This is a genomic window from Ensifer sp. 22460 (assembly GCF_052044935.1).
Lineage (GTDB): Bacteria > Pseudomonadota > Alphaproteobacteria > Rhizobiales > Rhizobiaceae > Ensifer.
This window is the reverse complement of record NZ_JBQENZ010000027.1, coordinates 14966-28577: the sequence shown is the minus strand read 5'-3', so window position 1 is coordinate 28577 and position 13612 is coordinate 14966. Positions and strand designations below refer to the sequence as shown.

The window sequence follows — 13612 nt, the reverse complement described above, 5'->3', positions numbered from 1 at the left end:
TTTCGGAGCAAAGGTCCATGGAAGTCCAAGAGCGATTGCAGGATGTCGTGAGCCGGATTCAGGCGGCAGAGAAGTCTGCTCATCGTGCCAAGGGTGCCGCCACGCTGGTCGCCGTGTCCAAAACCTTCGACGCCGATGCAATCCGGCCGGTGATTTCCGCAGGCCAGCGGGTCTTCGGCGAAAACCGCGTGCAGGAAGCGCAAGGCAAGTGGCCGGAACTGAAGGCAGAGACATCCGGTCTCGAACTCCACCTGATCGGCCCGTTGCAATCGAATAAGGCGCCCGAGGCGGTTGCTCTGTTCGACGTCATCGAGACCGTCGATCGTGAGAAGATTGCCCGCGCGCTCGCCGCAGAGATGCAGAAGCAGGGCCGGAACCTCAGGCTCTACGTTCAGGTCAACACCGGGCTGGAGCCGCAGAAGGCCGGCATCCCACCGGAGGAAACGGTCGCTTTTGTCGATTTCTGCCGCCAGGAGCTGGGTCTGCAGATCGAGGGGCTGATGTGCATTCCGCCGGTCGAGGAAAATCCCGGCCCGCATTTCGCCCTGCTCGCCAAGCTGGCCGCAGCCTGCAAGCTCGAGAAGCTGTCGATGGGCATGTCCGGCGATTTCGAGACGGCCGTGCAGTTCGGCGCCACCAGCGTCCGCGTCGGTTCGGCCATTTTCGGCGCGCGATAACGCCATTTCGCCGCATTACGCTTTCGTCGGGGTTCCCCTGCCCACCCATTAGCCTATCCTTGTGCACGAGGAGGCCGGACATGTCCGGCAAATGCATAGGGAGGAACGGAAATGGCGAGTCGCTATTCCGAAGTGTACGCCGCCTGGAAGGCGGATCCGCAAGGCTTCTGGTCCGGTGCTGCCGACGCCATCGATTGGTTCGAGCGTCCGCAACGCGCTTTCGATGCCGCGGGCGGTACTTACGGGCACTGGTATGCCGGTGGCTCGACGAACACCTGCTACAACTGTCTCGACCGCCACGTCGAAGCCGGGCGCGGCGAGCAGATCGCCTTCATCTATGACAGTCCGGTCACCGGGTGTGTCGAGCGCATCTCCTATGCGGCATTGCTTGCCGATGTGGCAGCATTGGCTGCCGTCTATCGGAAGCTCGGTGTCGGCAAGGGTGATCGCATCATCATCTACATGCCGATGATCCCGCAGGCGGCGGTTGCCATGCTGGCTGCCGCCCGGATCGGCGCCGTGCATTCGGTGGTCTTCGGCGGTTTTGCCGCCAACGAACTGGCCGTGCGCATCGACGATTGCCAGGCGAAGCTCGTGGTTTCCGCAAGCTGCGGCATCGAACCCGGCCGAACGGTCGCCTATAAGCCGCTGCTCGATGCAGCGCTGGAGATCGCGACCCACAAGCCGGCGCATTGCCTCGTCTTCCAACGGGAAATGGCGGAAGCGGAGATGATGGAGGGGCGCGACATCGATTTCGCATCGGCGCTGGTAGCGGCAAAACAGGCGGGCGAAGAGGTCGGATGCACACCCGTGGCCTCCACCGATCCGCTCTATGTGCTCTACACGTCGGGCACGACCGGCCAGCCCAAGGGCGTGGTGCGCGATAATGGCGGCCACATGGTTGCGCTCAAATGGTCGATGGAAAATTTCTTCGGCGTTCAGCCGGGCGAAGTGTTCTGGGCGGCCTCCGACATTGGCTGGGTCGTCGGCCACTCCTATATCGTCTATGGCCCGCTCCTCAACGGCAGCACCTCGATCCTCTTCGAGGGCAAGCCGGTCGGCACGCCTGACCCCGGAACCTATTGGCGGATCATTGCCGAGCATGGTGTCGTGGTGATGTTCACGGCGCCGACCGCTCTGCGCGCGATCCGCAAGGACGATCCCGACGCGTCCTATGTCGGCCGCTATGACCTGTCGCGCTTCCGCGCGCTGTTCCTTGCCGGCGAGCGGGCGGATCCGGATACGATCCGCTGGGCGGAGAAGGCGCTTGGGGTTCCGGTGATCGATCACTGGTGGCAGACGGAGACCGGGTGGCCGGTGGCCGGCAATCCCATGGGTCTCGGCCTGCTGCCGGTCAAGTACGGTTCTCCGGCGGTCCCACTGCCGGGATATGATGTCCAAATTCTCGACGATGCCGGACATCCGGTCGGCCCGGGCACGCTCGGCAATGTCGTCGTAAAACTGCCGCTGCCGCCCGGCTGCCTGCCGACGCTTTGGAATGCCGACCATCGTTTCCGCGCGGCCTATCTCGAAGAATTCCCCGGTTACTACAAGACCGCCGATGCCGGCTATCTCGACGAGGATGGCTATATCTTCATCATGGCGCGCACCGACGACATCATCAACGTCGCCGGTCACCGGCTCTCGACCGGGGCGATGGAGGAGGTCTGCGCCAGCCATCCTGATGTCGCCGAATGCGCCGTCATCGGGATAGCCGATGATTTGAAGGGTCAGGTGCCAGCGGGCTTCCTCGTCATCAATTCCAATGTTTCCCGTGAAACGTCGGAGATCGAACGCGAAGTGATCAGCCTCGTGCGCGAGCGCATCGGGCCGGTGGCGGCCTTCCGCATGGCGATTTGCGTCAAGCGACTGCCGAAGACGCGGTCGGGCAAGATCCTGCGGGCTACGATCCAGAAAATTGCCGATCGCCAACCCTGGAAAATGCCGGCGACGATCGACGACCCGGTTATCCTGGACGAGATCACGTTGGCGCTGCATGGCCGGGGAATCGGCATCTAGCGACTTCCTGAGCCGGCTTATGATGTGAGCGCCACGGCGCTTGCATCAAGACCTGACGACGGTCGCGAACCAGTCGCTGAACACTGACACTGCCTTTGAGCGCGCGGTCTTGGTAATGAGAAAGTAGCTCTCGTCTTCGAGAGTGGCGATATCGGAGAGGATCACGAGGTCGCCGCTTTCGATTTCGCGCCGGAAGACCTCGACCGGACAAAGGGCCACGCCATGGCCGGCAATGACGGCCGTGGCGAGCAGGTTGAAGTCCTGGAAGATGGGACCTCGCAGGCTTTGTCCCGTCGTCACCCCTGCCCTGGCGAACCAATCGCGCCACCGCGAGGTTGTCTCGTCGTGCAGCAGATCGGCGGAAGCGATCGCCTGCACTGCCCTCAACTCACCTTTCCGTTCGATGTAACGGGGGCTCGCAACTGGCCGATTGATTCGCGAAAACAGCCGGTCTGACCGCGTCCCTTCGCTCGTATCGGCGCCGAGAGTGATGAGGATATCACAGCCGGTTTCGCGCAATTGCTGTTCGGCCATGGCGTAGACGACCTTGACGTCGACCTCGGGATGACGGCCGAGAAATTCACCGAGTGCCGGTATCAGCCAGCGGGTGGCGATCGAGGGAATACAGGCGACGCTCACTTGCGCCTTGGCATTCAATCGCAGCAACTCCGTTTCCGCGGCGATGCGCTCGAATGCCGAGGTCAGCGCTGCTGCCAGGCTCTCGGCTTCCGCCGCCAGCCGCACACCACGTTTCTCCCGCACGAACAGCGGCCGGCCGAACCACTCCTCCAGCAGCCGGATCTGGTGGCTGACGGCCGCATGCGTCACGTGCAGTTCGTCGCCGGCACGGGAGAAACTTGCCAAACGCGCCGCGGCTTCGAAGGCGCGCAGCATGCCAAGTGGTGGCATCATCATCTGTAAATTTTCCTCATCAATCCCTTGAGGAATCGTCGTTTGATTGGGTGCCGCTGTCAACGGATACTGGGACTATCCCGGTAGCGGGTCGGAATCCTCACCCGAAAACATTAGAAATCCTTACAGATGGAGAGAGCCATGTTCGTGCGCAGCCTGCAGCAGATCGAAGCAACCGATCATTTCGTCGAATGGGGCAGCGGCACCAGTCATCGGCTGCTTACCGAGAAGGATGGCATGGGCTTCACCGTCTGCCACACCGTGGTGCGCGCCGGCACGGTGTCTCTGCTCGAGTACCGCAATCATCTGGAGGCCTGCTACTGCATCGCCGGCCACGGCGAGGTCGAGGACATGCAGGGCAAGATCTTCCCGATCAACAAGGGCGACATCTACGTGCTGGACCAGCACGACAAACACTATCTGCGCGGCGGCAAGGGCGAGGATCTGATCCTCGTCAGCATCTTCAATCCGCCGCTTAAAGGGACCGAGCGCCACAACCTCAACGATCCATCCGGTTCGGCTTACTGAACACATATTGAACGCTGGCCAACAAAAAAGCCCGGATCGACGATCCGGGCTTTTTTCATCGAGCTGGACGGCGATCAATAGTGATCGTCTTCGTCCTCGTCCTTGCGGTCCGACTTCAGCGACTTGAGCTTGGCGAAGACGGCATCGGCGTCGATTTCCTTCTCTTCCTCACGCTCGTAGCTGAAGCCCAGCTTTTCGGTCTCCTGAGCCGATTCCAGCGTCTGGCCGAGTTCGGCAGCTGTCGGCAGCGGGCGGCCCTTGGAGGCGCGTTCGACTTCGAGGTCGAGGTCGATCTGCGAGCAGAGGCCGAGGGTCACCGGATCCATCGGCGTCAAGTTGGCGGAGTTCCAGTGGGTGCGCTCGCGGATCTGTTCGATCGTCGACTTGGTCGTGCCGACGAGGCGCGAAATCTGTGCATCCTTCAACTCGGGATGGTTGCGAACCAGCCAGAGAATGGCGTTGGGGCGATCCTGGCGCTTGGAGACCGGGGTGTAGCGCGGACCTTTACGCTTCGAGTCAGGAACGCGGACCTTCGGCTCGGAAAGCTTCAGCTTGTGGTTGGGGTTTCCTTCTGCGCGAGCGATCTCGTCACGCGAAAGCTGGCCCGTGGCAATCGGGTCGAGGCCCTTGATGCCCTGCGCGGATTCACCGTCGGCGATCGCCTTTACTTCAAGCGGGTGCAGCTTGCAAAACTGCGCGATCTGGTCGAAGGACAGCGCGGTATTGTCAACGAGCCAGACGGCTGTTGCCTTGGGCATAAGCAGTTGCTGAGCCATGGATATAGTCCTTTTGTCCGCCGCGCCGGTGTCGCGGGCCGTGGAGTCTACCACTGATTTCCGGGAAATGTGGGCCTCTATACCGTCCTTGTCTCAAAATTGCAATTCTTCAGTTCCAAATGTCCTTTTGTCTAATTGCGGCGGGCATTTGACCTGCTATGTATGTCCGCGAAACGGGCTGGCCCTGGGAGTGGCGAGCCGCACTAGGAATGCGTAGGGAGGAAAATATGTCCGCCAAAATCTATCCGGTGTTGAAGTCTGCCAAGAGCCGGACGCTGCTCGACAATGCCACTTACCTGAAGTGGTATGAGGAGAGTGTTTCGGACCCGGCAAAGTTCTGGGGCAAACACGGCAAACGGATCGATTGGTTCAAGCCCTACACCAAGGTCAAGAACACCTCCTTCAAGGGCAAGGTTTCGATCAAGTGGTATGAAGACGGCCTCACCAACGTCTCCTACAACTGTATCGACCGCCACCTGAAGACGCATGGCGAGAAGACGGCGATTATCTGGGAAGGTGACAACCCCTATATCGACAAGAAGATCACCTACAACCAGCTCTACGAGCAGGTTTGTCGCCTCGCCAACGTGCTGAAGAAGCATGGCGTCAAGAAGGGCGACCGCGTCACCATCTACATGCCGATGATCCCGGAAGCGGCCTATGCGATGCTCGCCTGCGCCCGCATCGGTGCGATCCATTCGGTCGTCTTTGGCGGCTTCTCGCCGGACGCGCTTGCCGGCCGTATCGTCGACTGCGAATCCACCTTCGTCATCACCTGCGATGAGGGCGTGCGCGGCGGCAAGCCGGTACCGCTCAAGGAAAACACCGACACGGCGATCGACATCGCGGCCAAGCAGCATGTCATCGTCAACAAGGTGCTCGTGGTCCGCCGCACCGGCGGCAAGACCGCCTGGGCGCCGGGTCGCGACCTCTGGTATCACCAGGAAATCGCGACTGTGAAGCCGCATTGCGAGCCGGCGAAGATGAAGGCGGAAGATCCGTTGTTCATCCTCTATACCTCGGGTTCGACCGGCAAGCCGAAGGGCGTGCTGCACACGACCGGCGGTTACCTCGTCTACGCGTCGATGACGCATGAATATGTCTTCGACTACCGTGACGGCGAAGTCTATTGGTGCACGGCCGACGTCGGTTGGGTCACCGGCCACTCCTATATCGTCTACGGCCCGCTGGCGAATGCGGCGACGACCGTCATGTTCGAAGGTGTCCCGAATTTCCCGGATGCTGGGCGCTTCTGGGAAGTGGTCGAAAAGCACAAGGTCAACGTCTTCTACACGGCGCCGACGGCGATCCGCTCGCTGATGGGTGCCGGTGACGACTTCGTCAAGCGCTCGTCGCGCTCGTCGCTCCGCCTGCTCGGCTCGGTCGGTGAGCCGATCAACCCGGAAGCCTGGGAGTGGTACTACAACGTCGTCGGCGAGCAGAAGTCGCCGATCGTCGATACCTGGTGGCAGACGGAGACCGGTGGCATCCTGATCACGCCGCTGCCGGGCGCAACCGATCTGAAGCCCGGTTCCGCCACCCGGCCGTTCTTCGGCGTGCAGCCGCAGCTGGTCGACAATGAAGGAAACGTGCTTGAGGGTGCTGCTGACGGCAACCTCTGCATCACCGACAGCTGGCCCGGCCAGATGCGCACGATCTACGGCGACCACGCGCGCTTCGGCCAGACCTACTTCGCCACCTACAAGGGCAAGTATTTCACCGGTGACGGCTGCCGTCGCGATGAGGACGGCTATTACTGGATTACCGGTCGCGTGGACGACGTTCTCAATGTTTCCGGCCACCGTCTCGGAACGGCAGAAGTCGAATCGGCGCTGGTATCGCATCACCTCGTCTCGGAAGCCGCCGTCGTCGGCTATCCGCATCCGATCAAGGGCCAGGGCATCTATTGCTATGTCTCGCTGATGGCGGGCGAGATCGGCAATGACGATCTTCGCGCGGCCTTGGTGAAGCACGTCCGTTCGGAAATCGGACCGATCGCCACGCCGGACAAGATCCAGTTCGCGCCCGGCCTGCCGAAGACCCGCTCGGGCAAGATCATGCGCCGCATCCTGCGCAAGATCGCCGAAGACGATTTTGGTGCGCTCGGCGATACCTCGACGCTCGCCGATCCGGCCGTCGTCGACGACCTGATTGCCAACCGTCAGAACAAGGCCTGACCTTTTCGGCCACTGCGCATCTCTTGGGTGCGCAGTGGCCGTTTCCACTGAAACAAATAAGCTTCGCTGTGATCGCTGTGAACTAAGATGTCCCTATGCGCATCCGTTTGGACACGCCGCAACTTAGTGAGCCGGATTCAGATCGCGGCGAAAGGGCTGGCAGACGGCAGCCCCTGACTCAGAAGTCGATCGCCCGACCCTTGATCTCCCAGTCGCCGTAGCGGGCAGGATCTTCACCGCCGCGCCCGCCGATCTCCGGCGGCAATTCCTTCTTCTCTTCCGCCTGACGCCGCTCTTCGGCTTCCTTCAGCGCGCGCATGGCTGCGGGCGGCAGTGGCCGTTTCGGGCGATCGGGAGCGTTGTCATTGTCGTTCTGCATCTGAACGGTATCCGGATTCGAGCATCAATATTGAAGAACGGGGCATTTGCACCCATCATATAGAATGCCGTTCCCACAACGGGAACCCTGATTCACGTGAAACATCGACGATCCGGAGACTTAGATGAACCTTGTCCGCACCGCCATGCTGCTTGCAGTCATGACCGCCCTGTTCATGGCGGTGGGCTTCGTTATCGGCGGACGCGGCGGCATGATGATCGCCTTCGTCATGGCCGCGGGCATGAACTTCTTCTCGTACTGGAACTCCGACAAGATGGTGCTGCGCATGTATCGCGCCCAGGAAGTCGATGAGCGCAGTGCGCCGGAGTACTACGGCATCGTGCGTGACCTTGCCCGGAATGCCGGCCTGCCGATGCCGCGCGTCTATGTGATCGATAGCCAGCAGCCGAATGCGTTTGCCACCGGTCGCAACCCGGAAAATGCCGCGGTTGCCGCATCCACCGGCCTGCTGCATGCGCTGAACTATGATGAAGTGGCGGGCGTCATGGCGCACGAACTGGCGCACGTACAGAACCGTGATACCCTCACGATGACGCTGACGGCGACGCTTGCCGGCGCGATCTCGATGCTCGGCAACTTTGCCTTCTTCTTCGGCGGCAACCGTGAAAACAACAATCCGCTCGGTTTCATCGGCACGCTGGTCGCCATGATCGTGGCGCCGATGGCGGCGATGCTGGTGCAGATGGCGATCAGCCGTACCCGTGAATACTCGGCCGACCGGCGCGGCGCCGAGATCTGCGGCAAGCCCATGGCGCTGGCCTCGGCGCTGCAGAAGATTGCCGGTGCCGCGCAGCAGATTCACAATGACGACGCCGAACGCAATCCGGCAACGGCGCATATGTTCATCATCAACCCGCTCTCCGGCGAGCGGATGGACAATCTGTTCTCGACCCATCCGAACACCGAAAACCGGATTGCGGCCCTGCAGCAGATGGCCCAGGAAATGTCTTCGGTCTCGACGCCGCCGGTTCGGACTGATAATCCGGTGCGCAAATCGCGCTCTGTACCCTCTACCGGTTGGGGTCGCGGTGGTTCCGAACCACCCAAAGGTCCCTGGTCCTGATGTCCGCAGATAACAAGAACGATTCACCCCCGAAACGATCGCACCGAAACGGCGCCGCAGCGAAATCGAAAAAACCCGCCGATGCGCCTCGCGGCCCGGAAAAACCGGGGCTAAGAGCACGTCAGGCCGCCGCCAAGATTCTCGGCGCGGTGATCGACCGCAAGACGTCGCTCGACGGCATGCTCGACAGCGAGCACGGCAATCCGGCCTATCGCGAACTCAATGAGGCCGACCGTGCTCTGGTTCGGGCGATCCTGAACTCAGGGCTTCGCCATCTCCCGCGCATCCAGGCCGCCATCAATTCGCTGTTGCAGACGCCTTTGCCGGAGGGCGCGCGCGCGCTCGATCACGTGCTGGCCGTGGCGGCAGCGCAGATCCTCTATCTCGATGTGCCTGATCATTCCGCAGTCGACCTCGCCGTCGAGCAGGCGCAGGCGGATCCGCGCAATCGGCGTTTCGCCAATCTCGTGAATGCGGTTCTTCGGCGCCTGTCACGTGAAAAGGATGCCATTCTCGAAGGCATGCGTGATGTCCCGGCGATGCCGGATTGGTTCTTCGAGCGCCTGGTCGCCCGCTATGGCGCTGGACCAGCCCAACAGATCGCGGAAGCGCAGCTGACGCCGGCGGCAATCGATTTGTCGGTCAAGTCTGAGCCCGCAGCTTGGGCCGAGCGTCTTGGTGGCATCGTCTTGCCGACCGGTTCGGTCCGTCTCGGCGCATTTTCCGGCTCCATCCCTTCCTTAGCCGGATTCGACGATGGCGCATGGTGGGTTCAGGATGCTGCAGCGTCGATACCGGCGCGGCTGTTCGGCGACCTCAGCGGCAAGCGGGTCGTCGATCTCTGTGCCGCACCGGGCGGCAAGACCGCACAGCTCATCCTCGCCGGCGCCGAGGTGACGGCGCTTGATCAGTCCGGCAGCCGTTTGCGTCGGCTGAAGGGCAATCTGAAGCGGCTTGGCCTGGAGGCGGAGACGAAGGAAGTTAACATGGCCGACTTCCAGCCGGAAATGCTGTTCGATGCGGCCCTGCTCGATGCACCCTGCTCTTCCACCGGCACGACACGTCGTCACCCCGACGTGCTGTGGACCAAGGGGCCGGAGGATATCGCAAAGCTCGCCGCCTTGCAGGAGCGGCTGCTCCGCCATGCGCTCACCGTCGTCAAGCCCGGTGGCATCGTCGTCTTTTCCAATTGCTCTCTCGATCCGCTCGAAGGCGAAGAGGTTGTTGAGCGAGTGATCGGTTCCGGTGCTGCCTATGAACGGGTTGCGATTTCGGCTGCGGACTGGCCGGGGCTGGAGGACGCAATCACGCCGCTCGGCGAAATGCGCACCACGCCGGCGATGTTCCCGCTCGACGCGCCCTTTGCCAGTGGTCTCGACGGCTTCTACGCGGCGGTGATTCGCCGCAAATAGCAGCGCCAACCGAAGTTGAGTCGGTCAAAATGGGGCTCAAGGCCCTGTTTTGCCGCGTCATTTGACGCTATCGCGCCAGAGGCCTATCAAAGACGACAATATTGATAAAAGTTTAACGGTCTCTCTGACACCATGCGGCGGCTGGCGCGAGACCATCGCCCGTTCAGATGTTGAGCGGTCGTGCCAGAAATAAGGAAACCGGCGACCTTGATGTTGTTTTCCGGCAGGCGGAGGCTTTCTTACCTGTATGTGCGTGAAGGCTGGCGCCGCGTGTCGCGCCGGCTATCGATCGGTCGCGTCTCCACTTTGCGCTTTACCGGCTCGACGCCCAACCGCCTGATCGTCGCGCCCACCGATCTTAGAGCCGTCGATCCCTTTGTTGCCGAAGAAATTCTTGCTGGTCGTTTCCCGCTTGCCGGCCGCGTTGTCGATACGGAAGGCGAGTCGCCGTTCGAGATCGATCTTCCTTCGCGCGAGTTCGCGGCGCGTCTGCACTCCTTCGGCTGGCTGAGGCACCTGCGTGCGATCCGCGAGGATGCCGGCTACGTGCGTTTGCGCCAGATCGTCGACGACTGGATCGCCACCCACGGCCGCGATCTCGGCGGCATTGCCTGGGATCCGGATATCATCGCCCAGCGCATCATTGCCTGGCTTTCCCACTCGCCCGTTGTTTTGCGCAACGCGGAGCATGGTTTCTATCGCCGTTTCCTGAAGAGCCTGGCGCTTCAGGTGCGCTACCTGCGCCACATCGCCGAGACGGTGCGGGATGGCGAGGCGAGGCTTCGGGTGCGGCTTGCGCTTGCCATGGCGTCGGTCGCCATGCCGGCTTCGCCGAGCGCCATTCGCAAAGCCTCGCGCCATCTCGACCTCGAACTCGACCGCCAGATCCTGCCGGATGGCAGCCATTGCTCGCGTAGCCCCCGGGCCGGGCTCGAATTGCTGCTCGATCTGCTGCCGCTTCGGCAGACCTACGTCAATCTCGGCCATGACGTGCCGTCGCGGCTGATCCCCTGCATCGACCGCATGTATCCGGCCCTGCGCTTTTTCCGCCATCAGGGCGGCGAGCTCGCGCTATTCAACGGCGCGACGTCGGTCCTGGCGCACGAACTGGCCTCGGTGCTGCGTTATGACGAGACGGCGGGCGAACCGTTCCGTTCGCTGCCCCATGCGCATTACGAGCGTCTGGCGATCGAGAACACGGTCGTCATCATGGATACCGGCCGGCCGCTTTCCGTCGATCTCTCGCGCAGCGCCCATGCCGGCTGCCTGTCCTTCGAAATGTCCTCGGGCAAGACCCGCTTTGTCGTCAATTCCGGTGCCCCGAAATTTGCCGGCGACCGTTTCCGGCAGATGTCGCGTACGACCGCAGCGCATTCAACGGTCACCGTCAACGATACGTCCTCTTCGCGTTTCTCGCAGTCCCGTTTCCTGGGGCCGATCATGACGACAGGCGTTTCCAAGGTAACGGTGGCGCGGAAAGACGAGCCCGGCGGGCTGGAGTCGGTGACGGCAAGTCATGATGGTTATCTTGCTGCCTTCGACCTGGTCCACGAACGCGACATCGGCGTCCTGAACGGCGGCCGTATGATCCGTGGACGAGACCGGCTGTCGCGGGCAGATGGCAGTGATCCGGACGAGGCCAATACAGCGACGGCTGTCGCCCGCTTCCACATCCATCCGGCCGTCGGCATCCGCCAGAATAATGCGCGCGAGATCTTTCTGACCGCGCCGGATGGCGAGATCTGGCTCTTTGCCTGCCAGGACGGGGAGCTTGCGGTGGAAGAGGATATCTTCTTTGCCGATCCCTCGGGCATCCGCGCGTCGTCGCAACTGACCGTAACCTTCGCCGTCGCCCGCCGGCCGGAGATCCAGTGGACCTTCTCGCGCGCGAACTGAGGTGCTTATTTTAGCGTTGCCGTCTCGTTGAGGTTCCTTCGGCAGACAAGCTATGCTAACGGGCAGCCATCCCAACCGCCGGAGCCTCCTCCCGGGCGTCCGGCGCCGCTAAAGGAGCATGGTTGATGGCTGTCGCCTCCAAGAAAATCCCCGCCCCGAACGAGGTTACGGTCCGCACCGCCCTCCTCTCCGTGTCCGATAAAACAGGCGTCGTCGATCTGGCGCGCGCTCTTCACGAAAAGGGCATCCGGCTCGTATCGACCGGCGGCACGCACAAGGCGCTGTCGGAGGCCGGCTTGCCGGTGAGCGACGTTTCCGAACTGACCGGCTTTCCTGAAGTCATGGATGGCCGCGTGAAGACGCTGCACCCGGGCGTGCACGGCGGCTTGCTCGCGATCCGCGACGATGCCGATCACGTCGCCGCGATGTCGACGCACGGCATCACCGCGATCGACCTTGCGATCATCAACCTCTATCCCTTCGAAGAAGTCCGCGCCCAGGGCGGCGACTATCCGACCACAGTCGAAAACATCGACATCGGCGGCCCGGCAATGATCCGCGCCTCGGCCAAGAACCATGCCTATGTGACGATCGTCACCGATCCGGCCGACTATCCGGTTCTTCTGGAAGAGCTTGCTGCCGGCAAGACGACCTATGCCTTCCGCCAGAAGATGGCGGCCAAGGCCTATGCCCGCACCGCGGCTTACGATGCAGCCATCTCCAACTGGTTCGCCGAGGCGCTCGATACGCCGATGCCGCGCCACCGGGTAATCGGCGGCGTGCTCAAGGAAGAGATGCGCTACGGCGAGAACCCGCATCAGAAGGCCGGGTTCTATCTCACCGGCGAGAACCGCCCGGGCGTCGCCACGGCAACGCTGCTGCAGGGCAAGCAGCTCTCCTACAACAACATCAACGACACGGACGCGGCCTTCGAACTGGTCGCCGAATTCCTACCCGAGAAGGCGCCGGCCTGCGCCATCATCAAGCACGCCAACCCCTGCGGCGTTGCGACGGCGCCGACGCTGGCGGAAGCCTATCGCCGGGCGCTTGCCTGCGATTCCACCTCGGCTTTTGGCGGCATCATTGCGCTCAACCAGGAGCTCGATGCCGAAACGGCGGAAGAAATCGTCAAGCTCTTCACCGAAGTGATCATCGCACCGTCTGTCAGCGATGCGGCCAAGGCGGTCATCGCCCGCAAGCCGAACCTGCGGCTGCTTTCGACCGGCGGCCTGCCGGACCCGCGCATCCCCGGTCTTGCCGCCAAAACCGTTTCCGGCGGCCTGCTGGTCCAGACGCGCGACAACGGCATGGTCGAAGATCTCGAGCTCAAGGTCGTGACCAAGCGCGCGCCGACGGCCCAGGAACTCGAGGACATGAAGTTCGCCTTCAAGGTGGCCAAGCACGTGAAGTCGAACGCGATCGTCTATGCCAAGGATGGCCAGACCGCCGGCATCGGCGCCGGCCAGATGAGCCGCGTCGATTCCGCCCGCATCGCTGCGATCAAGGCCGAGGAGGCGGCGAAGGCGCTCGGTCTCGCAACGCCGCTCACCAAGGGCTCCGCTGTCGCCTCCGAAGCCTTCCTGCCCTTTGCTGACGGTCTGCTGTCAGCGATCGCGGCGGGTGCCACCGCCGTCATCCAGCCGGGCGGCTCGATGCGTGACGAAGAGGTGATTGCCGCTGCCAACGAGCACGGCGTTGCCATGGTCTTCACCGGTATGCGCCACTTCCGCCACTAAGGCGCGTGAACGACAA

General features: G+C 62.4%; 11 protein-coding genes. 8 read left to right on the top strand and 3 right to left on the bottom strand.

Annotated features, from left to right (window positions below):
• Nucleotides 1-17: 17 nt before the first annotated feature.
• Nucleotides 18-677: a YggS family pyridoxal phosphate-dependent enzyme gene (locus tag ACTJKM_RS27660; protein WP_058327497.1), complete on the top strand. Its 660-nt coding sequence runs from the start codon at nt 18-20 to the stop codon at nt 675-677.
• 111 nt (nt 678-788) lie between these two features.
• A complete protein-coding gene (locus ACTJKM_RS27655) occupies nt 789-2696 on the top strand; it encodes an AMP-binding protein (RefSeq protein ID WP_058327498.1) in 1908 nt (635 codons plus the stop codon).
• 45 nt (nt 2697-2741) lie between these two features.
• Here ACTJKM_RS27655 and ACTJKM_RS27650 read toward each other — a convergent pair whose 3' ends face one another.
• Nucleotides 2742-3611, bottom strand: a complete 870-nt coding sequence (locus ACTJKM_RS27650; RefSeq protein ID WP_058327499.1) for a LysR substrate-binding domain-containing protein — start codon at nt 3609-3611, stop codon at nt 2742-2744.
• A gap of 138 nt (nt 3612-3749) precedes the next feature.
• Between ACTJKM_RS27650 and ACTJKM_RS27645 the strand changes: the two genes are divergently transcribed.
• The gene (locus ACTJKM_RS27645; protein WP_057252007.1) at nt 3750-4136 is read left to right on the top strand and encodes an ectoine synthase; all 387 of its coding nucleotides are present in this window, start codon (nt 3750-3752) and stop codon (nt 4134-4136) included.
• 74 nt (nt 4137-4210) lie between these two features.
• Here ACTJKM_RS27645 and ACTJKM_RS27640 read toward each other — a convergent pair whose 3' ends face one another.
• The gene (locus ACTJKM_RS27640; RefSeq protein WP_043624204.1) at nt 4211-4912 is read right to left on the bottom strand and encodes a DUF1013 domain-containing protein; all 702 of its coding nucleotides are present in this window, start codon (nt 4910-4912) and stop codon (nt 4211-4213) included.
• 227 nt (nt 4913-5139) lie between these two features.
• Between ACTJKM_RS27640 and acs the strand changes: the two genes are divergently transcribed.
• Complete coding sequence (gene acs, locus ACTJKM_RS27635) at nt 5140-7089, top strand: acetate--CoA ligase (protein WP_057252006.1); 1950 nt, start codon at nt 5140-5142, stop codon at nt 7087-7089.
• 178 nt (nt 7090-7267) lie between these two features.
• Here acs and ACTJKM_RS27630 read toward each other — a convergent pair whose 3' ends face one another.
• Nucleotides 7268-7468 carry a DUF1674 domain-containing protein gene (locus ACTJKM_RS27630; RefSeq protein ID WP_057252005.1) on the bottom strand — a complete coding sequence of 67 codons (201 nt, stop codon included), beginning with the start codon at nt 7466-7468 and terminating at the stop codon, nt 7268-7270.
• 124 nt (nt 7469-7592) lie between these two features.
• Between ACTJKM_RS27630 and htpX the strand changes: the two genes are divergently transcribed.
• The 4 genes from htpX to purH all read left to right on the top strand — a co-directional run bounded on the left by htpX (nt 7593) and on the right by purH (nt 13596).
• The gene (gene htpX, locus ACTJKM_RS27625; protein ID WP_058327500.1) at nt 7593-8552 is read left to right on the top strand and encodes a zinc metalloprotease HtpX; all 960 of its coding nucleotides are present in this window, start codon (nt 7593-7595) and stop codon (nt 8550-8552) included.
• Nucleotides 8552-9964 (top strand): RsmB/NOP family class I SAM-dependent RNA methyltransferase, encoded by a 1413-nt coding sequence (locus ACTJKM_RS27620; RefSeq protein WP_058327501.1) that lies wholly within the window; start codon nt 8552-8554, stop codon nt 9962-9964. The genes htpX and ACTJKM_RS27620 overlap by 1 nt, the downstream gene beginning before the upstream one ends.
• A 210-nt stretch (nt 9965-10174) precedes the next feature.
• Complete coding sequence (locus ACTJKM_RS27615; RefSeq protein WP_058327502.1) at nt 10175-11860, top strand: heparinase II/III family protein; 1686 nt, start codon at nt 10175-10177, stop codon at nt 11858-11860.
• A 125-nt stretch (nt 11861-11985) separates the two neighbouring features.
• Complete coding sequence (gene purH / locus ACTJKM_RS27610) at nt 11986-13596, top strand: bifunctional phosphoribosylaminoimidazolecarboxamide formyltransferase/IMP cyclohydrolase (RefSeq protein ID WP_093233466.1); 1611 nt, start codon at nt 11986-11988, stop codon at nt 13594-13596.
• The last annotated feature ends 16 nt before the right edge of the window (nt 13597-13612 follow it).

What these genes read in the sequence shown, in the direction of transcription:
- ACTJKM_RS27660 (WP_058327497.1), top strand. Translation starts at nt 18, where the DNA reads ATGGAAGTCCAAGAGCGATTGCAGGATGTCGTGAGCCGGATTCAGGCG.
- ACTJKM_RS27655 (WP_058327498.1), top strand. Translation starts at nt 789, where the DNA reads ATGGCGAGTCGCTATTCCGAAGTGTACGCCGCCTGGAAGGCGGATCCG.
- ACTJKM_RS27650 (WP_058327499.1), bottom strand. Translation starts at nt 3,611, where the DNA reads ATGATGATGCCACCACTTGGCATGCTGCGCGCCTTCGAAGCCGCGGCG.
- ACTJKM_RS27645 (WP_057252007.1), top strand. Translation starts at nt 3,750, where the DNA reads ATGTTCGTGCGCAGCCTGCAGCAGATCGAAGCAACCGATCATTTCGTC.
- ACTJKM_RS27640 (WP_043624204.1), bottom strand. Translation starts at nt 4,912, where the DNA reads ATGGCTCAGCAACTGCTTATGCCCAAGGCAACAGCCGTCTGGCTCGTT.
- acs (WP_057252006.1), top strand. Translation starts at nt 5,140, where the DNA reads ATGTCCGCCAAAATCTATCCGGTGTTGAAGTCTGCCAAGAGCCGGACG.
- ACTJKM_RS27630 (WP_057252005.1), bottom strand. Translation starts at nt 7,468, where the DNA reads ATGCAGAACGACAATGACAACGCTCCCGATCGCCCGAAACGGCCACTG.
- htpX (WP_058327500.1), top strand. Translation starts at nt 7,593, where the DNA reads ATGAACCTTGTCCGCACCGCCATGCTGCTTGCAGTCATGACCGCCCTG.
- ACTJKM_RS27620 (WP_058327501.1), top strand. Translation starts at nt 8,552, where the DNA reads ATGTCCGCAGATAACAAGAACGATTCACCCCCGAAACGATCGCACCGA.
- ACTJKM_RS27615 (WP_058327502.1), top strand. Translation starts at nt 10,175, where the DNA reads ATGTTGTTTTCCGGCAGGCGGAGGCTTTCTTACCTGTATGTGCGTGAA.
- purH (WP_093233466.1), top strand. Translation starts at nt 11,986, where the DNA reads ATGGCTGTCGCCTCCAAGAAAATCCCCGCCCCGAACGAGGTTACGGTC.